This is a genomic window from Pedobacter sp. AW31-3R (assembly GCF_052180285.1).
Lineage (GTDB): Bacteria > Bacteroidota > Bacteroidia > Sphingobacteriales > Sphingobacteriaceae > Pedobacter.
This window is the reverse complement of sequence record NZ_CP197475.1, coordinates 1,618,594-1,639,674: the sequence shown is the minus strand read 5'-3', so window position 1 is coordinate 1,639,674 and position 21,081 is coordinate 1,618,594. Positions and strand designations below refer to the sequence as shown.

At 44.0% G+C, this 21,081-nt stretch carries 16 protein-coding genes and 1 riboswitch; of the genes, 10 read left to right on the top strand and 6 right to left on the bottom strand.

Going from position 1 to position 21,081, the window contains the following annotated elements:
* Positions 1-47 precede the first annotated feature (47 nt).
* A complete protein-coding gene (locus ACSBL2_RS06770; RefSeq protein WP_442590918.1) occupies positions 48-1,940 on the top strand; it encodes a PAS domain S-box protein in 1,893 nt (630 codons plus the stop codon).
* A 64-nt stretch (positions 1,941-2,004) separates the two neighbouring features.
* Here ACSBL2_RS06770 and ACSBL2_RS06765 read toward each other — a convergent pair whose 3' ends face one another.
* The 3 genes from ACSBL2_RS06765 to ACSBL2_RS06755 all read right to left on the bottom strand — a co-directional run bounded on the left by ACSBL2_RS06765 (position 2,005) and on the right by ACSBL2_RS06755 (position 9,257).
* Entirely contained in the window at positions 2,005-3,651 is a 1,647-nt protein-coding gene (locus ACSBL2_RS06765) for a RagB/SusD family nutrient uptake outer membrane protein (RefSeq protein ID WP_442590917.1), read from the bottom strand.
* Positions 3,652-3,663: 12 nt separating this feature from the next.
* Positions 3,664-6,786: a SusC/RagA family TonB-linked outer membrane protein gene (locus ACSBL2_RS06760; RefSeq protein ID WP_442590916.1), complete on the bottom strand. Its 3,123-nt coding sequence runs from the start codon at positions 6,784-6,786 to the stop codon at positions 3,664-3,666.
* A 437-nt stretch (positions 6,787-7,223) separates the two neighbouring features.
* Entirely contained in the window at positions 7,224-9,257 is a 2,034-nt protein-coding gene (locus tag ACSBL2_RS06755) for an ATP-binding protein (protein WP_442590915.1), read from the bottom strand.
* A 177-nt stretch (positions 9,258-9,434) separates the two neighbouring features.
* Positions 9,435-9,527: riboswitch (TPP riboswitch) on the top strand.
* Positions 9,528-9,588: 61 nt separating this feature from the next.
* Here ACSBL2_RS06755 and thiM point away from each other — a divergent pair.
* The 4 genes from thiM to tenA are packed head-to-tail and all read left to right on the top strand — an operon-like array spanning position 9,589 to position 12,490.
* Positions 9,589-10,398, top strand: a complete 810-nt coding sequence (gene thiM / locus ACSBL2_RS06750; protein WP_442590914.1) for a hydroxyethylthiazole kinase — start codon at positions 9,589-9,591, stop codon at positions 10,396-10,398.
* The gene (gene thiE, locus ACSBL2_RS06745; RefSeq protein WP_442590913.1) at positions 10,388-11,026 is read left to right on the top strand and encodes a thiamine phosphate synthase; all 639 of its coding nucleotides are present in this window, start codon (positions 10,388-10,390) and stop codon (positions 11,024-11,026) included. Before thiM ends, thiE begins: the two co-directional genes overlap by 11 nt.
* Positions 11,023-11,859, top strand: a complete 837-nt coding sequence (gene thiD, locus ACSBL2_RS06740; protein ID WP_442590912.1) for a bifunctional hydroxymethylpyrimidine kinase/phosphomethylpyrimidine kinase — start codon at positions 11,023-11,025, stop codon at positions 11,857-11,859. The genes thiE and thiD overlap by 4 nt, the downstream gene beginning before the upstream one ends.
* Positions 11,843-12,490, top strand: coding sequence for a thiaminase II (tenA, locus tag ACSBL2_RS06735; RefSeq protein ID WP_442590911.1), 648 nt, complete (start codon positions 11,843-11,845; stop codon positions 12,488-12,490). Before thiD ends, tenA begins: the two co-directional genes overlap by 17 nt.
* On the opposite strand, the gene ACSBL2_RS06730 is transcribed toward tenA, so the two are convergent.
* Positions 12,491-13,225: an EcsC family protein gene (locus ACSBL2_RS06730; RefSeq protein WP_442590910.1), complete on the bottom strand. Its 735-nt coding sequence runs from the start codon at positions 13,223-13,225 to the stop codon at positions 12,491-12,493.
* Positions 13,226-13,610: 385 nt separating this feature from the next.
* Here ACSBL2_RS06730 and ACSBL2_RS06725 point away from each other — a divergent pair, with 385 nt between their 5' ends.
* A complete protein-coding gene (locus ACSBL2_RS06725; RefSeq protein WP_442590909.1) occupies positions 13,611-13,913 on the top strand; it encodes a hypothetical protein in 303 nt (100 codons plus the stop codon).
* On the opposite strand, the gene ACSBL2_RS06720 is transcribed toward ACSBL2_RS06725, so the two are convergent.
* Positions 13,910-14,272 (bottom strand): helix-turn-helix domain-containing protein, encoded by a 363-nt coding sequence (locus ACSBL2_RS06720; protein ID WP_442590908.1) that lies wholly within the window; start codon positions 14,270-14,272, stop codon positions 13,910-13,912. The genes ACSBL2_RS06725 and ACSBL2_RS06720 overlap by 4 nt on opposite strands.
* A gap of 31 nt (positions 14,273-14,303) precedes the next feature.
* The gene (locus tag ACSBL2_RS06715) at positions 14,304-14,870 is read right to left on the bottom strand and encodes a UpxY family transcription antiterminator (protein WP_442590907.1); all 567 of its coding nucleotides are present in this window, start codon (positions 14,868-14,870) and stop codon (positions 14,304-14,306) included.
* Between the two features lie 478 nt (positions 14,871-15,348).
* Here ACSBL2_RS06715 and ACSBL2_RS06710 point away from each other — a divergent pair, with 478 nt between their 5' ends.
* The 4 genes from ACSBL2_RS06710 to ACSBL2_RS06695 are packed head-to-tail and all read left to right on the top strand — an operon-like array spanning position 15,349 to position 21,034.
* A complete protein-coding gene (locus ACSBL2_RS06710) occupies positions 15,349-16,092 on the top strand; it encodes a polysaccharide biosynthesis/export family protein (protein ID WP_442590906.1) in 744 nt (247 codons plus the stop codon).
* Positions 16,093-16,104: 12 nt separating this feature from the next.
* Positions 16,105-18,465 carry a GumC family protein gene (locus tag ACSBL2_RS06705; RefSeq protein WP_442590905.1) on the top strand — a complete coding sequence of 787 codons (2,361 nt, stop codon included), beginning with the start codon at positions 16,105-16,107 and terminating at the stop codon, positions 18,463-18,465.
* Positions 18,466-18,481: 16 nt separating this feature from the next.
* Complete coding sequence (locus ACSBL2_RS06700; protein WP_442590904.1) at positions 18,482-19,486, top strand: glycosyltransferase family 2 protein; 1,005 nt, start codon at positions 18,482-18,484, stop codon at positions 19,484-19,486.
* Positions 19,487-19,492: 6 nt separating this feature from the next.
* A complete protein-coding gene (locus ACSBL2_RS06695; protein WP_442592268.1) occupies positions 19,493-21,034 on the top strand; it encodes a lipopolysaccharide biosynthesis protein in 1,542 nt (513 codons plus the stop codon).
* Positions 21,035-21,081 lie beyond the last annotated feature (47 nt).

Genomic DNA, 21,081 nt, shown 5'->3' with positions numbered 1-21,081 from the left:
CTCATTGTTACAAAAAAATAGTAGATTGATTCCTATATCCTATGATAATGAACTTAAAGGAGATTGAAATAATTTATAATTGCCAGCCGACTCCTGGCATTATACTCAAAGCAGATGCCCCCTCCTTTTCAATTGCGCTGGTGAATCATTCTTTTCATCATCTTGTGCCTATGTCTTCGGCCTATCAGCCAGGGGAGACCTTTTTTGATGCTTTCACAGCAGATCATGACTGTGATATGCAAATGGCAGCTCATATTTATGAGGCCTTTAACTTTGTATTATCGGAAAAGAAATTATACCAGATTCAGGACATGAATTTCCATTCCAGCAGGGGTGAGCTACAGGATCTTGGCGAACAACATTGGCGGCTCGACATTTATCCGCTGCTGGATGAAAACCAGGTAGTGAATTATATAGCGATCAGTTATACAGATATCTCCATACAGGTACTGGCAGAAAGAAGCATCGATGAATTCAGTTTATTTAACAACCTGGAACATCTGGAAAAAGAAGTGCTTCAGTTAAATTCCTCAAAAGATGTAGCCCTTACAGCAGTATTATCCTGTTACACCAAAGGAATAGAAGCCCTTTTTCCAAAAATGCGCTGTTCCATTATGCAGATAAAAAATAACAGGATGTACAACTGGTCATCCCCATCCCTGCCAAAAAAATTCATTACCGCCATTGATGGAATCGAAATAGGGATCAGCAAGGGCTCCTGCGGGACTGCAGCCTACCTGAAAAAAGAAGTCATTTCCAATGATATTGCCAATGATCCGAGATGGGCTAATTTTCATGAGTTTGCCACTGCGGCCGGTTTAAAGGCGTGTTGGTCTTACCCCATCATCAATACCGATAGACAGGTACTGGCAACATTTGGCATCTATTACCTGGAAATCAAAAATCCTGACCTTGGGGAACAGAAGATCATAGAACGTGCTGCAGCTCTTTTACAGGTGATCCTTGAAAACAGGCAACACCAGGAAGTATACCGGAACCTCTTCCAGTTCTCTCCGCAGCCTACATTTGTCTATGACCCTGTGTCTTTAAAATTTCTGGATGTCAATGATGCAGCAGTTAATGATTACGGATACAGCAGGGAAGAATTCCTTGCTATGGATTTAACAGACATCCGGCCTGAAGAAGATATCAAAGACTTCATGCACATGATCAAAAACGAACTTCAGGAAGGTTTTTACCATACTACTCCTGCACGCCATCGTAAGAAATCGGGCGAAATCATGCTGGTATTCACGAAGGGGAATTCTATTCCCTATAATGGAAAAGAAGCCAGGCTGGTGATGGCTATAGATGAAACGGCCAGAATAAAAGCCGAGGAAGCCTTAATGACGAGCGAACGCCGTTTCAAAACTTTAATACATGATGGAGCAGATTTAATTTTCATCCTGGATACAGACAATAACTACCTGTATGTGAGTCCAAATGCCGAAAGGCTCTTGCACATACAACCTGACTCCTTACTTGGAAAAAACGTTTTTGATTTCATCCATCCGCTGGACTTACCTTTATTTAAGACAGAGTTTGCGAAACTGAATTCCCTCAAAAGTATTGACCTCACTCCTTTCAGGTATACCAATGGCAATAATGAAATCAGATGGGCAGAAATGGTTGTGACAGATTTACGGAATGAACCGGGCATTGAGGGTATCCTTGCCAATGCGAGGGATATTACCCAGCGGACAAATTACATCCATGCCATAGAGCAGCATAATCTCCATTTAAGTGAAATAAAGTGGTCACAGGCACACCTGGTAAGAGCACCGCTCGCACGCATTATGGGTATTGTAGAATTGCTAAAAGATACAGAAAGTGAACCAGACACTTTCCACACCTTAATGTCCTATCTCCACATATCGGCCAGGGAACTGGACAGCATTATCCAGGAAACCATAAAAAGTAAGATCCAAAGCCACAATTAAATTCCAGTAAAAAGTACCGGCATTACCCCTACCGGTACTTCTCCTCCTGGTAAATTTCAGGTTATCAATAACCCGGATTCTGCGGAAATGCTGAAATCCCACCGTCTGTCCTATCGATCTGTTCCTGAGGTATAGGTCTCAACATGTGGAAGTCCTGTATATTTGGTGCCCCAAGCACATTGTATTCCCTGACCCTGCTGACCAGTTTTTTGGTCCGAACCAGGTCAAACCAACGCTGATGTTCCCCATTTAACTCACGCATCCTTTCGTCAAGAATAAAGTCAATATCCAGTTGGGCAGCACTAATCTCCATCGCCAACCTGTTTGCCGACGTTTCAGCCGTTGTACTTCCTGTTTTAGCAGCCCTGCGCCTTAAGGTATTGATCAGGGTAACAGCCTCCGTCTGCCGGCCACTCTGCAGCAACGCCTCTGCTGCGATCAAATAGGTTTCTCCAAGACGGAATAAAATAAAATCCCTGCTGCCCGCAGCATCATTCACATCCCTTCTTAAAGGATCCAGAAACTTACTTAATGTAGGATAAATCGCTTCCGTAACTTTGCTTGGCGGATACACGGAATAATCCTTTTCAGCAATCTCCTCGGCAGTCATCTCCACATCCGGAAAATATACGGCGGTATCTCCAATACTCATCTGGACCTGATGCCCATTGACGGTATAGGTCCCCGGGTTATTACAAAAATATACCCGCTTAAATGTCTGATCAAATCTTCCGTCTATCGCATGATTGTACAACGTATTCAGGTTATATGCTGTAGGTTTAAACCTACTGAATGGGCGTCCGTTTGCCAGGTCACGTTTCATACCCGGCTGAAGGTCGTAGGGAAATAAGAACATCAAATGCAGCTGATTTCCGTCCCCATTGGTCAGCACGTTTAAACTGTATTGTACAGAAAAGATCACTTCACTGTTTTGTTCACCTGCGCCCTGGGCAAATACGGAAGAGAAATCATCCAGTAAGCGGAAGGAATAATCATTGATCACCCCTTTCGCCAATGCTGCTGCCTTACTGTAATCTTCCTGGTTGTTGTTCAGTGCAGCCCTGGTTAAATAGACCTTCGAAAGCAGATGTGCTGCAGCGGGTTTTGTTGCCCTGCCATAATTTTCAGCCGTTACCGGCAAATGCTCAGTGGCAAAATCCAGGTCTTCAATAATAGCTTGGTAAACATCAGCAACCGGTGCCCTCGATGCGGTGGTGCTGATCCCCTGGGTCTCGGTAAGCGTCAAATGCACTGCGCCATATAGCTGGACAAGCATAAAGTAATACTGTGCCCGTAAAAAACGGGCTTCTGCTACCCTGGTTGTCTTTAAGGTTTCATCCATTCCCGGGATTTGTGCTGCACGGTTAATGACCGCATTGCAGTTGTTAATCGCTTGATAAAAGTTATTCCAGGTCGTCGTGAAATGTAATTTGGTCGCATTTAAGTTGCTGCTGTAACTATTGTAATCCCTGTCGGCATCTTTACCTGCAGTGAACTCATCCGTCCCGCTCAGGCTTAAATTCCCTCCCAATTCTGTTCCATAATAGGTACGCAGGAAGCTATAAGCCGCATTTACCGTACTCTGGAATCCCTCTGGTGTATTGATGTAATCGTCTGTTACTTCACTGCGGCTATCTTCATTCAACTCTTTTTTGCAGGAAGAAATCAGTAGTGCTGTCGACAATAATAAGGCTATATATATTCTTTTCATGGATACAAGGGTTTAAAAGGAAACGTTAAGTCCAACAGTATAAGTAACTAAGGCGGGTCTGCCGGGGATTTCAGGATCTGTCCCGTTGTAGTCCCTTACATAGGGTGCAAATACAAAAGGATCCTGTACACTGCCATAAATCCGCAGAGATTTTGCAGCGATCTTTTTAGCAATTTCCGATGAAAACTGGTAGCCAAGGCTAATGTTCTTAATTTTCACGAATGAACCATCAAAGTACTGTAGGGTATTGGCAAAAAGTGGTGTGGAGTTGGCATAGTTGGGCTGTGGAAAATCATTGGTCGGATTTGTTGGTGTCCAATAGTTCACATTCAGGTTATTGTAGCGTCCCTGTAAAGTCATGGTATTGTTTGCCGTGGTGTAGAGCTGGCTGGAGAACAGGTTCCCAAAGTTGGCAATCACCAAGGCAGAGACCGTAAATCTTTTATAGCTGAACCTGTTGGTGATCCCACCGGTAAGGTCCGGAAGCTGAGTACCCAGTATTACCCGGTCATTTGCATCAATCTTTCCATTTCCATCAGTATCCTGTACTTTTACCTGGCCTACTTTTGAAGTATATTTTTCTGCTTCCGCTTCTTCTCCAAGTTGCCAGATCCCCAACTTTTTATAATCGTAGAATACAGTGATTGGCTGGCCAATAAAACGGAGGTTTCCCGGATCATCTACTTTTCCCTGGGACAATTCCGTAATCTTCTCCCTGCTTGCAGCCAGGTTGAAGTCTGTACTCCAGGAAAAACCTGTTTCTCCTTTAGCCAGGATATTCTGTGTGGAAATACTCAATTCTATACCCTTGTTCTGTGTGGCACCAACGTTATACAGCACAGATGAATATCCTCCAGAGCCCGGCAATACCTTTTGCAGAAGGAGATCAGAGGTTTTCGATTGGTATAACTCCAGGGAACCTGAAATTCTGTTACCCAGCAAGGCAAAGTCGAGCCCAAGGTTTAATGCGGTAGTCGATTCCCATTTCAATTCATTATTGCGCAGGGAAGAAAGCTGGTAGCCAAAGGCATCTGTGCCTCCAAAATCATACTGGGTACGGGAAAGAAGCCCCTGGGTCTGATAAGGATTGATACCGGTATTTCCAGTTTTACCATAACTTAACCTCAGTTTCAGGTTATTAATTGCTTTGATATCCTTCATGAATCCTTCATTCGTAATGTTCCATGCAAAAGCAGCGGAAGGAAAATATCCCCATTTATTATCAGATCCGAAACGGGAAGATCCATCAGCCCTCATGGTCACCGTAACGAGGTATTTATCATCAAAGGAATAGTTCGCGCGCCCCATATAGGAAAGGATCGACCATTTTGAATACAGACTGTTTACCCCAAGAATGGTATTTGCAGCGCCCAGGTTATGGTATTCAAATGATTCCAGCGGCAATCCCTCAACAGAAGAACCGGTCACTTCATTGGTCAGGGAAGAGATACTGTATAAGCCGGTCAGATCTATACTGTGTTTTTTGGCAAATGTCTTTTTATAACTCAGGATATTCTCCCAGGTATACACAAAATTGAAATTATCTTCTACAGATGCGGCCGATTGTCTTAAATTCCTGTAGGTGGTATTGGGACTAAAGAAATTCCCAGACCTGCTTTCCGATAAATCAGGGCCAAAATTCATCCTGAAGGTTAGTCCATCCGTAATTTTTGCTTCTCCATAAATAGAGCCCAGTAACCTGAAACGTTGGTTACGGCTAATCACCGCACCATCTACCATATCAGAAAGTGGGTTGGGCAGCAAAGCATCACTGCTGATCGGCAGAAAAATCAAATTTCCTTCAGCGTCGTATGGCTGTGCCAGTGGGTTAGCAATCAGGGTATTGTTATAGGAATTGGCAGTATTGGCTTTCGAATATGAGCCCAGCATGGAAATTCCCACCCTAAAGCGTTCACCCAGATCCTGATCCAGGTTGATCCTGGTGCTGTAGCGCCTGAAACTTTGCGTCGGATTATATCCTTTGTTGTCATTAAAACCGAAAGAAATGGAATACCTGGTCGTTTCTGTCCCTCCGTTGATATTGAGCTCATGGTTTTGCCGGAATTCATTTCTTAACATCAGCCTCTGCCAGTCGGTGGTACTCCCATTGGCAATAGAACCCAGTTCCACCGGCGTAAAAAGATTAGTTTCTGCATCCGGATCACCGTCTGTGTAGGTCCCTGCTGCCCTGCGAGATTCCCTTTTATAGGCAGCAAACTCCGGGCCGGTCATGACATCAACATACCTGTTGATGGTTCCTATGGCCGCATAGGCATTGTAATTTACCGTAGCAGGCCCATTTGTTCCCCTCCTGGTGCTGACGATAACTACTCCATTTGCTCCCCTGGAACCATAAATAGCTGTTGCAGAGGCATCCTTCAGGATGTCCATCGACACAATATCATCTGTATTGATGTCATTCAGTCCACCGTTAACCGGGATACCATCGATGACGTATAAAGGATCATTTCCTGCAGCAATCGACCGTTTACCCCTGATAAAGATGGAGGGTGTAGCGCCTGGTTCATTTCCATTGTTACTGGAACTGCTGGTGGTTACATATACCCCCGCAGCTTTACCCTGCAATGCCTGTACCATATTCGTCACCGGCCTTTCCTTCAGGTCGCGTTCCCTTACCGACGTGATGGCTCCGGTAATGTCTTTACGTGCCTGGCTGCCATAGCCAATCACGACTACCTCCTTCAGGTCCTTCTCTGCAGAAGCCAGTCTCACATTAATCACGCTCCTGTTGTTCACCGGAATTTCCTGTGTCGCCTTACCTGAGAGGGAATAGACCATTACATCAGTACCCTTTGCAGTAGTCACCGCATAATTACCACTGGCATCAGTGGCAGTGCCCCCCTGTTTCCCTTTTACCATAATCGTCACGCCCGTTAGCGGTTTTCCCTTATCATCAGTGACCTTTCCAGTAATGATGGAATCCTGCTTTGCCTTAGCCACAGTATCCTGCAGGGCTTTGGCAGACAGCGTGTCCTGAAATAGTTCAGCGGTAGCTATTCTATTTCTCCATGGGAAGTAGAAATTTTTATCTGTTGCAGACACCTGGATGGAAGAACTGATGAGCAGTGTACAGGTAATTTTTAGCATCAACCTGACCGTCTTGCTGTTTTTCATGACGCAGGGAATGGTGTTTTGAGATTTAGGCATTCAATTCTTGTTTTTTGTGAGCTGATAGCCCGCTGTTACCATACATTATTGCCAATGGATATTTTTCAGCCTGCTGGGATAGTGATGAAAAACAGTCGATTGACACCCTTTCAGAAAGCGTATTTAACCCGGAATGAGGGAATGGAACAATTGGGTTTATATCAGGTAAATAGGTAAATGATAGTATCATTAAGATTAAGGATATACTATTATTACACTGTTAAGACTTATTATGTTTGTTTTTTGTAAAATAAAATAAAAACAATTCCACTTTGAGCTTAAAGCAAAACATAATTCTGCAGCCCTACAACCGCAAAGAATCATTTTATTCCGCTTAGAGAAATTAGGCCTAAGAAATCAACAGGAAAGATTCCTGCCCATCCACATGTCAGGAAGGAATTCGTTTATGCCTTATCCTGTAAGGGCAGGCTGAAATAAAATATGGATCCTTTACCCTTTTCACTTTCCACCCATATTTTTCCTCCATGGTGCTGAATAATTTCAGCAGAAAGATAGAGGCCGATTCCAAAACCGGATATATTGGGATTATCTTTATTGTCTATACGGTAAAAGCGCTGGAATAATTTTTTAGCGTCCTCCTGGTCAATACCCAGGCCTTCGTCTTCTATGCTGACTACCGCAGAATTATTTTTTAATTCGCATTTAACGATGACCTGATTTTTATTGGGGGAGTATTTCACTGCATTACTCAGCAAGTTCGAGATCACAGCCCCCACCTTATCCCGGTCGGCATAAACGAGAACGGGCTCACAGGGGCTCAGATGAAACTGGAAATTGGAAGAAGAAATCCGGGTATCTTCAATCATGTCCCGGATAAGTTCATCCAGCTCAAATTCCTGTTTCTGAAGGTGTATTTTTCCCGATTCCAGTCTGGATATATTCAGGAATCCATTGATCATGGAGGTCATTTTTCTCAGCTGATTTCCGGCTTTATGCATCAGCTGGATACCAGACTCATCCCCTGTTTTTCTGGCATTACGTTCCAGTAACTGTATATAACCGCTTAACGAGGTAAGGGGAGTCTTCAATTCATGGCTCACCATGCTGATAAAGTCGTTCTTCCGGTGTTCGTCTCTCTTTTGCTGGGTAATATCCATGATCATTCCGGAGAAATGCAGGTTTTTACCCTCCCCATCCTTAAATACCTTTCCCTGTGCACTTACCCAGGTTTCCCCCTGCTCAGCCGACCTCATTACCGGATGCTCCAGGAAGTAGGGTTCTCCTTTGCTAAGGGCCATATCCACCCCCTTCAATACCTGCCGACGATATTCTTCGGGTATCTTTGAAGTAATGTCATCAAATGATATTTCCTCTTCCGGTTTAAAACCAAACAATTCCTTCAGCCTTGCCGAGCCTTTAAAATGCCGTGTTTTTACATCCATATACCAGGTGCCGGCATTTGCTGCTTCCACAGATACCCGAAGCATCTCTTCTGCATCTTCAACCTTTCTACGGGCAATCACCTGTTCCGTTACCAGATGGGCAACCAGCATGATATGCGTAGTTTGTCCCGCCATATTTTTTAAAGGATGGTAGACAAAATTAGAATACACCTCTTCAACAGCATTGTTTTTGACCACCGATGCCCTAATCTCATTGCCGAAAAATGGAACCCCGGTGGAATAGACATCGTCAAGGATATACAGAAAATCCTGTCCTACCAGTTCAGGCAGCGCAACATGCAGGGGTTTGCCTACAATCTCCCCCGTTTTCCCCCAGGCCTCTAGTAATTTCTGGTTGGCCGTTTCCACCATCATTTCACGGCCTTTAAACACGCCTATGGCTATGGGTGCATCGGCGATCATGTACTTCAGGCTGGCCTCACTCTTTGCCAAAGCAACGGTACGTTCTGCCACCCGGTTCTCCAGCTCATTATTAAGCAATTTAAGGCTTTCCTGCGCTTCAAACAGCTCCTCATTGGTAGAATTCAGTTCTTCATTTGAGGCGGCAAGTTCTTCATTCAGCTGCTGTTCCCTGTTCAGCAACTCAGCCTTCCGCTCTGCCTTTTCCAGGGCATGAAGATTGACGACATTCGCAGTCACATCTTCTGCTGTATGTAAAATACAATAGGTTTCCCCTGCGGCATTCTTTATCGCCCTGTACTCATAATCAAAATAAGAAACCTGGAGTTTTTCCCCCCTGATCCTGGTCTCTGCCGGTATCGCTTTCCCGGAATCCGTGATTCCCGTTCGGAGTACCCTTTGCAACATCGCTATAAAAGGCTGGCCATTTAATTCAGGCACAGCGACACCAAGGGGCTGGCCAATGATACTTCTGTCTTTGCCCCAGAAAGCGATCATGGCATCATTTGCACTTTCGATGATAATTTCATCGGTACTGTATATGGCTGTCGCCTTGGAAGAAAGGGACAGGACTTCAAGGATTTCGCGATCGGTAAAACTCTGGTGTACATTCATTTATAGGAAGCTTAACATGGAAGGCAATTATACATATCGATTACCCCTCTATTTTTCTTTTCCAAACAACAGCAGTAACAGATAAAAGTTTTTTTCTGCGTACTGAATATGTCCAGAGCTTCATAAAAAACGCTTTCCTCAGGAGTGTTGACTGCTCATATTTTTTTATTACTTTTACGATGGCTTTAGGGGTATTCTGAAAAGAGTTGAGATAGTCCCTTTGAACCTGATGCGGCTCATACCGTCGAAGGGAAAAGTATAGACCTATTCTTCATCGGTCCCCTCCTGTTCCGGAGGCTCTTTAGCCGCTTTTAATTATACACCTTCAAACATGAAAGAGCAGCTCTGGAGAAACATCCTCTCCGTAAGAACACAATCCCCCCTGGTACATAATATTACCAATTATGTGGTGATGAACAATACGGCCAATGCCCTGCTGGCGATTGGCGCTTCGCCGGTGATGGCACATGCACAATCGGAAGTAAAAGATATGGCAGGCATCGCAGCCGCATTGGTAGTGAACATCGGAACCCTGGATGAATACTGGGTAAAAAGTATGCAGCTGGCCGTTGAAGAGGTGACATCATCCGGAAAACCCTGGGTATTAGACCCTGTAGGTGCCGGTGCCACCTCCTACCGTAACAAGGTTTTATCTCAGCTCATTGAGCTGAAACCTACGGTAATCCGTGGAAATGCCTCTGAAATCATGGCCCTTTCCAACTACAGCGTATCTACGACTAAAGGAGTGGACAGCACACATGAAAGTACCGAGGCGATAGCCGCCGCGAGACGTTTGCAGGCATATTCAGGAAGCATCATCTGCATTTCCGGTGCGACCGACATTATCATTAGCCAGGACCATACGCTGACCTTATCCAATGGACATCCCCTGATGGGAAAGGTGACCGGTTTAGGCTGTACCGCCTCTGCAATGATCGGTGCCTTCCTTGCCGTTCTACCGGGTAAAGCGATGGAAGCCACTGCTGCTGCCATGGCCTTGCTGAGCATAGCCGGTGAAATTGCTGCGGCAAATGCAAAAGGCCCGGGTAGTCTGCAAATGCATTTAACGGATAAATTATATAATATCACGGAATATGAGTTTAAGACGCTTTTAAAGACCGGGGGAACACATGCACTATAGTACCTTCCCATATAAGCTGTATCTCGTTATCAGTGAGGCGGCCTGCCTGGGGAAAGATATGGTTAGGGTAGCAGAAGAAGCAGTTAAAGGTGGTGTCGACCTGGTACAGATCAGGGAAAAAGAGATCACCGCAGAGGAATTGAAGAGGAAGACGCAAAAACTCAAAGACATGCTGGACAAATACCAGGTTCCCTTGCTGGTGAATGACGACCTTCAGGTAGCCCAAAGCTGCCAGGCCAGTGGTATACATGTGGGAAATTCCGACCTGCCGCCTGTACAGATCAGAAATACCTGGAAGGATTGTGGGATTTTAGGATATTCCATTGAATATATGGAACAATTGGAAAATGAAAATACTAGGGCGGCCGATTATCTCGGTATCAGCCCTGTGTTCAGTACACTGACCAAAACCAATACGGTAACGGAATGGGGCCTTCAGGGAGTAGAAAAAATCAGGAGCCTTACGACTAAACCATTGGTCGCTATCGGCAATATGAACATCGGCAATGCCTATGAAGTCATTAAAGCCGGTGCCGATTGTCTTGCCGTGGTATCTGCAATATGTGCTGCAGCATCACCGGGATTGGCCGCCGAACAGCTAAGAAATGAAATAGAAAAAATAAAATGATCAAATCATATACATATCCATCTGTCATGACCATAGCAGGTTCAGACAGTGGCGGAGGCGCAGGCATACAGGCCGATATCAAGGCCATAGCGGCATTGGGTTGTTTCGCGACCAGTGCAATAACTGCGGTGACGGTACAAAACACCCTGGGCGTAACGGCTATCCATAGCATACCGCCAATAATAGTAAAAGGGCAGATCGTAGCCATACTTACTGATATTGAACCCCTTGCCATTAAAATAGGCATGGTCCATACACTGGAACTGGTAGAAACCATTACTGCCGTATTGCGGTTATACCCTGAAATACCGGTAGTACTGGATCCTGTCATGGTAGCCACCAGCGGGGATAAACTCATAGAAAACAACACGGTTACCGGATTAATTACCCACCTTTTCCCGCTATCGGCACTGGTTACGCCCAATCTGGATGAAGCCACCATACTGGCAGGGATGCCTGTCCATACGCTGGAAGACATGAAAATTGCAGGGAGAAAGATTTTGGCATTGGGTTGTAAAGCGGTATTGCTTAAAGGGGGGCACCTTGAAGGGAACAAGCTGACTTCGATCTACTTCGAAGGGGACACCATGCAGGAGTTTCACTACGACAGGATCGATACCAACAATACACATGGATCCGGCTGTACGCTTTCTTCAGCGATAGCCGCCTGCCTGGCACAGGGCATGGCCTTGGCTGATGCCGTCTACGCTGCCCAGGAATATGTAAATGAAGCCATTGTACAAGGATCAGATGTACAAACAGGGAATGGAAATGGCCCTTTAAATCATTTCTTTAACCCTCAACACCTCATAAAAAATGAATTGGTCGGATAACACCTGGGAGAAAGCAACACCCATTTACAATGACATCATTAAAATGCCATTTGTCACCCACCTGGCTTCAGGCACACTGGACATCGAAAAATTTAAGTTCTACATGCAGCAGGACTCCAATTACCTGGAATATTTTGGCAGGACATTATCACTGATCGCTGCAAGGGTGCATGACATCAACCATGTGCTGGACTTTATCCGCTTTGCAGAGGGTGCAATCGTTGTAGAGAATGCCTTACATGAGTCTTATTTTATTGAATATGAAGTGAAAGGAAAAACCAGCCTTTCCCCTACCTGCCACCATTATGTGCACTTCATGCAAAGTACCGCTGCGCTTGCCCAGGTGGAAACAGCAATGGCAGCCGTATTGCCCTGCTTCTGGATCTATAAGAAGGTAGGTGATTTCATTCTTGAGACCCAGGATCCACACCACCATCCTTACCAAAACTGGATTGATACGTACGCAGGGGAAGAGTTTGGCCTGCTGGTGGAAAAAGCGATTGCCCTATGCGATAAAGTTGCCCTGGAGTGTACACCACAGCAACAGGAAAGGATGACGGAAGCCTTTATCACCGCCAGCCGTCTGGAATTCGCTTTCTGGGACAGTGCCTGGAAATTGGAAAAATGGTAATTACCGGAGTACTTTTAAAGGGCTAACCTTTCTCATCCGATAGCAATTCATTGCCGTATACCCCAATTGGTCCAGCAGTTTATAGTTCGCTATTGCACCAACCGCAGCACCAATTACAGGGACCAGTTGTGCCATTTTTGCAAGGTCAATATAATCACGGTATTCCTGCTGAAAACTGCGCCAGTCAAAATCTCCTGCATTATCGGGCAATGAATTGCTGTACCCCTGCCAGCCTTCAATCCGCAAATACACTTCATTACGGCTTTGCTGACTGGAGAAGGCCAGCTGGAATACATATAAAATAAACAATCGTTCCTTATAATCCCTTACATCATAACCGTACAAGGCAGCCATTTCAAATAACAACTTCATTTTTAAGACAATAAGCACAGGGAAATCTGCCAATCCAAGCAAAATGCCACCAGCTCCTGTAACCGCACCCTCTACACTGGCGGTTTTCTGATAAAAGGAAATCTGCTGCCTGACCAATGCTTCACGAAATTCCAATGATCCTTCTTCCCTTGAACTGGCAGTGGTATAGGTTGCACCGTAAAGTACGGCCTTTACCATTTTCTCTATGGTCACCGTAATGCCCTTGTGCAGCTTTTCCGGGAGGAAACTATTGATTTTTTGCTGAACAGCCTTTGAAAGACGATCTGTTACCGCTGGCTTCTTTTGCATCTTACGTTGCCAAAACTGCAATTCGATGTATGCTTTTTCTTCGTAGGCTGTCATAAAAAATGAAGAGTTAAAATAAATGGTAATATTAACGATAATTGCGCTGATCCGCCGGTCTTATTCCCCCGTATATCATGATATCCTGAATGAAATTAAAAACAGCAGATTTGTTTTTGAATGACCATAAATTTTTAGTCGTTTTTTTCCGGAAAAATAGGTAAAATTGTCCGGCTTTCAAGTGGTTAACCCGATGTGCACAGGAATAGAAATCCTCCGCTGGGGCAAATATTCCCCTCGTACACCTGACGTTCGCCTTAAAAAGAACAGCTCACTAATTTTCCATCATAAAAACATAATAAAAAACATCAATCTTCTATAGAACTTCTTTAAGACTATAAATTCCCAGAATAATTACAGAAATAACCGTTTAATTCTTAAGAACATGATCAAACAAATGTTAATTGATAACACTCAGCACAATAAATATATCGTCACTATCAATGGAAACAGCTACTATATCAATCTTACAGAGTTTGAAAGCTTCATTCAGCAGTGTGAAAAATTCATGTCAGTTGAAGGGGATGGACTGGAGAATATGACCAGGATTATTGCCGACCAGGTCATAGATGGAAAAGACAGTGAAACTTCTGTTGAAGAATTGAAACAGCAGCTTAAATTTCTTAGGGAAGTCGGTTTTTTAATGAAAAGCCTGGTTATTCCTGTAATTGATTTGAAAAAAGATTAGGATTTACTGTCAATACACATCATCAGTAACTGATTGTATCTCTCCAGCAGATCAATGTATTTATCTTTCCAATAGTCAGTTTCCTCCTGTCCATGCGTTGATTTCGTAATCGCACCAGATATAAAAGAGTTATTTTGCCTGTTAAACTCTCCTTTGGAGAAAAGGTTGGGAAACTCTGCTGAGAAATCATAATTGAGCACACAGCCAATACGGAATATAATGTCCGGTTTCAGATTCCTTTGATTAAACCAATTGTAAACAGATCTTCTGTTTACTTTCGCTAAACGGGCCAATTCACTAATACTATGGCCATTACGCCTAATGATGCGCTCAACTATTTGCCCATGATGCAGCTCCATACATGATCGGATATAAATTAGTTCATAAACTTTAATTGATTACAGCATAGCTATCCCGCATTGTTTTTGCCAGAAGAATTTGGTCGGATTTTACTTTAACCTTGGCAACCAATGCACAATCCAATTGCTTCATGACGACCAGTACTGACTTCCCATGCACCTCCAGTACCTCAGCAGGAATGTCAAAAAGAATGCCATCATTAATTGTAACGACATCTCCGGGCTTCAGACTTTTCAAACTAACCGACTCAATATCTGTATATTGGTTCATATACAAACGAATCTTATCGATGTCTGCCCCGGGAATCATAGCTGGTTTACCGCAATAATGGATAAAGTTAATCACACCGGCAGTCTGCAATACTTTCAAACGTTCAGCAGGGTTGATGCATACAAATACATAGGAATTGAACAGGGGCAATTCCACGGTTTTATACCGGTCAGCCCATTTTCTTTTCATCTTTACAACCGGACAGTAACTTTCAATCCCCTGAAGCCTGAACAATTGATCCACTTTTTTTTCACATTTTGATTTAGTGTAGACCACCAACCACTTTTTTTCGTGAGAGTCGCTGTGAGATAGATATATTTTATTCATAAAATAATATTTTCAACCATTACAACCAAAATAATACTAAATAGTACTAAAACATTACCTATACTCAGCAATGTATAACAAAGTGTAAAACCTTGAGAAATTCAGGCCAGATTTGTGTATTCGACTTTGCCGACAGTCAAACATCCCCCCCCAAAGAAAGCAGGGAAAAGACAATGGATTGAACGGATAAGCACAACTACCTGATTTACTAAAATATACACCATAAACAAAAGAAAACACGCAATTATTCACAGTATTTCACGAAAACCTAATCATCCGGTTCAACTCCTTCATTTATCCCTTTACACCTATTAATTTTATAAAAAAAAGGTTTACACCACTAAATTCATTTGAGTTTAGATTAAATACGCTCCGGATAGGATCAACTGATTTCAATTAACCAGCTGCTGTAAGCGGAGTGGCGGAGCTCTTTCACCAAAGGACTACCTATCTGAATCTACACATTAATCTACCATTTATGATCAAAACCTATACACTCCTCATTTTATGTTCAGCCTTGTTCTTTTTAAGCAGCTGCAACTCTTATAAAAATGTTCCCTACTTTCAGAATATCAACAGAACTGCCGATACCCGGCAAGCCATCGATAATTTCACTCCACTCACGATACAGAACTCAGACATTCTCAGTGTCATTGTGACCAGTGACAGTGAGAACCCACTGGCGTTTAAGGACTCCAGTAACAGGGCTATCGGTTATATGGTTGATCAGAATGGTGAAATCAAACTCCCCTTGATTCAGGATAAAGTTAAGGTCGCGGGACTCACCACAGCTGTGGCTGCCGACCAGATAAAGAATAAACTGACCACTAAACTGACAAATCCATCGGTCAACGTGAGAATGATCAGTTTTAAAATCGCCGTGTTTGGGGATGTCGGTAAACCGGACGTCTTCAAGATCATCAATGAAAGGGTAACCCTACCTGAGGCCCTCAGTATGGCTGGCGATTTAAATATCACGGCACGGCGTACAGACATCCTACTGATCAGGGAAATTGACGGGAAACGGGAATTTATTCCCCTGGACCTGACCAGGTCGGCCATTTTCAGTTCTCCCTATTATTATTTAAAAAACAATGACGTGATCTACGTACAGCCTGATAAAACAAAATATGCGACTGTGGATGGCAGCTACCGGAACTGGAGCCTGATCCTGTCAGGCCTGTCTATTGTGGCAATTATCCTCTCCAATGCGTTAAAATAAATCTGAAGATCAATGGAACAGTTTATCTATACCCCCTTCACAGAAACCAGGGAAGAAGAGAAAAAAGATACCAGGCAGGTAATGAATCAGTATTTATTCCATTGGCCGGTATTCATCATCAGCCTTATGGTGACCATGGCCCTTGCCTTTGTCTACATTAAACACGCTACACCAGTATACCTGGTAAAAGCCAAGCTTTCCATCAAAGATGATAAAAATAAAACGGCAACAGATAAAGATGCCGCCTTACAGCAATTGAACATTTCCACCTCACCCAAACTCGCTGAGAGTGAAGTAGAGATATTAAGGTCAAGACCCATTATTAAAACCATTGTGGAAGAGCTTCAATTATGGTGCACCTACTCCATGCGCAATGGTTTCAGGACAGCGGACCTCTATTCCTCCAGCCCGGTAAAGTTTAAATTCCTGGGTGACCTGGCAGATCTGAAGGACTTTAATTTCAAAATAACCTTTATGCCTGCAGGCCGTTACCTGGTGACTTTTGAGGATGACAAAGAAATCAATGCCAGCTTTAGCAGCACTTTTGAAAGTGAATTTGGAAAATGGCAACTCATTCCAACAGAAAACCTAAAAAAATATGCAGGCAAAACAATCAGCATCAGTCTCAGAAATCCGGAGAAAACGATCACAGCCTACCAGATGAATATCGGGATCTTTCTGAACAAGACCACTCCCATTGTCGATTTAAAAATTGAAGATGTGGAACCCAAACGTGGTGCAAAGATTTTGAACCGACTTGTGGCGGCTTACCAGCGGTCAAATATCATTGATAAAAATAAGGAAACGCAAAGCACACTTAAATTCATCGATGAACGGCTTGATTCTCTAAAAATGGAACTGACCGCTGTGGAGAAAGATGTGGAAGGTTATAAAAGCAGTATCGGGCTAACCGACATCTCTTCGAAATCACAGTTCCTGCTGAACAATGTAGAGACCAATGATAAGCAGCTGAATGAGGTAAATATACAGCTCAACATCATCAATGGCCTCAAAAGATATTTGAATTCTTCAAATGAGAATGAAACGCCGCCATCTACGGTTGGCCTTGAAGATCCGGGATTAAACAACCTGGCTACCCAACTCACAAAACTGCAATTGGAACGCGCCAAAGACCTGGCCACTACACCGGAAAGCAATCCCATGTTTGTTTCGAAGAACAAACAGATCAGCAGTACCAAACGCGCTTTCAGCGAAAATATATACAGTATGGAATCGTCTTTACTGGCCACCAAAAGACAGCTGATGAGCTTCAATTCCAAATTTGAATCCGGGATCAAAGACATGCCGGGACAGGAAAGACAGTACGTCAGTATCAAACGTCAGCAAGGCATCAAAGAAAGCCTCTATATCTACCTTTTACAAAAAAGAGAAGAAGTGGCATTGAGTTATGCATCCACGCTGACAGATGCAAGGACAGTGGAAGAAGCCTATTATGGCCTGCCCCAATCCAATAAAAAAATGCCCCTGGCTATAGCCCTGGTTTTCGGTATTGCAATTCCTGTTGTGCTGATTTCCACCAGAAATACGATACGTGATAAAGTGATGACAAAAACTGATATTGAGCAGGTCACCAGTGCCCCGGTCATCTGTGAGCTGATCCAGGAATCGAGTAAAAAACCTATTGTCGTATTGAATAAAGGTGCTTTCGCCATCGGCGAACAGATCAGGGCCTTAAGGACCAGTATCCTCCGTGCCTATGACAGGAAAGGCAAAGTCATCCTGTTTACTTCCAGTATTGCCAAAGAAGGTAAAAGTTATGTGGCCAGTAATATTGGTGTTTCCCTGGCCATTCTAGGCAAAAAAACAGTCATCCTGGAACTGGACCTCCGGAAACCGCAGATAGCGAAAAACTTTAACCTGCCGGAGACTGTCCAGCCCGGCTTGTCCGATTACCTCGCCGGCCTTGCTTCCATGGAAGATATCCTATCTCCATCTGGTGTACACCCTAACCTGTATATCATGCGTGCAGGACGTATTCCCTCTAATCCCTCAGAACTGCTGGAAGGATATAAAATGGAACAACTGATCAATGCCCTGAGAATTGAATTTGACAATGTATTGCTGGACTCCCCTCCCTTACACCTGGTTACCGATGCCATGATCCTCGCTCCCTTATGTGACATGACCATGTATATGCTACGCCATAATTACACGCCCAAATCTGAGCTTAAGTTTATTGATAAGATATTCAGAGATCATAAGTTATTCAATATGCACCTGGTTTTTAATGGGGTAAGAATGGATAGCCGTTTTGGATACGAAATCAATTATGGCTATTATAAAGACCAGGAAGACACTCCTGCATGGCATTCCCTTTTTGGAAACTTCTCTTCAAGACTCCTGCTGCATTAATTCCCAATTTTATGATATGGCCAAAATAATCGTCCTTACCCCAGTTAAAAATGAAGAATGGATATTAAAACAATATCTCACCGTAACCAGCACCTTTGCAGATTGTATTATCATTGCAGACCAGTTATCCCAGGATAAAAGCAGGGAGATTTGTGCACAGTTCCCTAAAGTCCAGCTGATCCACAACAACAATGAGGATTTCTGTGAAGACGAGAGGCAAACACTATTGATAGAAACTGCCAGAAAGCTCTTTCCTGACGATAAAAGGATCCTTTTTGGCTTAGATGCTGATGAGCTGATCACAGCAGACAGCCTGCATGATCCCAGCACCTGGAATTACATCCGGAGTTTAGCTCCGGGTACGTCCTTAAACTTTGAGAAATGTGATATCCGCTATGGAAGTAACACCTGCACCAGGTACCCCAGCCATGACCTTTATTTTCCTCTGGGTTATGTGGATGACGAGATTAAACACCTTCCAGATACCATTCATTCCAGAAGGATCCCCTATAATCCTGAAGGAGAAACGGTATACATTGATGATATCAAATTTGCACACTTTCTCTATTCGAGAATCAATGTAAGGTTTTCTAAATTAAGATATTATGCCGTGCTGGAAAATCTGCAAAGATCCAGCAAGCTCCACATCAGGCGGTTTGCGTACAATACCCACAAGCTGAAAAAGTTAAGCAGTCCCGCATCTGGACAACCTGTTCCCAGGGAATGGTTCAGGGACTGGGAAGAGATACAGGTTAACCTGACCCATTTTCAAGAGCCCGAATACACCTGGCAGGATTATAAAATCCTGGAATGTTTTAAGCAGTATGGATATGAGCGCTTTCATCTGGATGATATATGGAATTTCAATTGGGAAGCATGCCTTCATGAAGCTAAAAAACAGGGTAAAGAAACGCCGGAATTACCGGTCAGGCGGCCTGGAAGCCTGACTTCCATCCTGTTAAAAATATTTGACCAATTGTATATTTTAAGCAGGAGAATAAGGCTAAAACCTATTCATTAAAAAGATATGTCGGTAGCAGCACGATTGATTTCAGGAACCGCAGCATCATGGGCGCAAATTGGGATTACACTGGTCACGCAAATCGCGCTGGTTCCATTGTACCTCAGTTACTGGGATGTAAAAACATATGGATTATGGTTGGCGATCCTTTCCCTGTCCGGACTATTGAGTGCACTGGACCTGGGTTTTCAGGAATATATCGGTTATGAATTTCTACGTACCGGTAAGCACCAGCGGCGGGTATTAAGTGAATACCTCTGCTCAGGGATGTTTATTGGCTTCCTCTTAGGTCTTCTTCAGCTGCTCGTCATCACTGGTCTTCTTTTGTTTGGCCTCCTTCATAGGTTTGTAGATGGCAGGGCTGGTGCAGGCCAGCAGTCATTGCTAAGTGATGCCGGACTTATCCTGCTCATGCAGGGGCTATCATGGCTGATTTGCGGCAGCATAGGCGGGATTCTCACCCGATCCCTATCCACCTTTGGTTATTATCCAAGGATGGCCTGGTGGGGAGTCTTTTCAGCATTTTTTCTGAATTTTTCACCTGCAGTGATGGTCGTTTCCGGCGGGGGGCTCTTAAAAACGGGTATCGTCATGGCCGTTGCCAGAGTTCTGGCAGATATCCCCATTTATATCGACATGCTGCGCCTGCTGAAAAGGGAAAAGATATCGTTTGTCCGCCCTTCCTTCACACTGGGATGGCATATTTTTATACAATCGGTAGGGCTCTCTGTTTCCAACCTTATGGAGAATATGCGGCAGCAGGGCGCACGCCTCCTCCTGACCCCATTTACCGGAACGGCCGGGCTTGCTGCATTTTCCACCATGCGCACAGGCGCCAATGTGGCGATGCAGGGATTACATACCGTGACCAACCCTTTGATGCCAGAACTGATGAGATTCTTACACAACCGTGATCAGGCACGCAGTGAAATGGCATTCGGAACAGTCTGGATCGTCGCCATTGCTATTTTAGCACCTGCCGTAGTTTATCTGCAATCATTTATACAGCCATTATATGCGGTATGGACAAGAGGACAGATCCCTTTTCAACCCTGGCTTTTTGCCACACTATCCCTCAGTGTCCTTGTCTATGCCACAGCACAACCCGCAATAGCCGTGGTAAGGGGGAATAACCTATTGCGACCCCAGGTGATCATTTCTACCCTATCTGCAACCATTGCACTTTCAGGAATCGGTCTGCTCGTACCCCATATCGGAATTCCCGGAGCAGGTATAAGTTTGCTGGCAGCAGAAATTACCTCCAGCATTGCCTACCGCCACACCGCAAAAAAATGGCTCCATCAACATGGTTTATCATGGCCAGAAAAGGCATTTACCATCGCCTCATCTTCCGTATGGATAGGAGCCATAGCCATGGGTGGTATGGTCCTGTTTCCCTACTGTAAGTGGTTGATCCTGCTGGCTTCATTTATTGCTTTCTACTGGAATACCCGCAGGTACCTGAGAACCTTGCCCCTGTTAACAAACAGGAAAGCCATTGAAAAAATCAGCAAAATGCCACTGATCAGGTTCTTTTTTCCCCGGTAATAACAGCCCGATTTCGCTGAAGAAAAACTACCGTTCCACTTTATCCT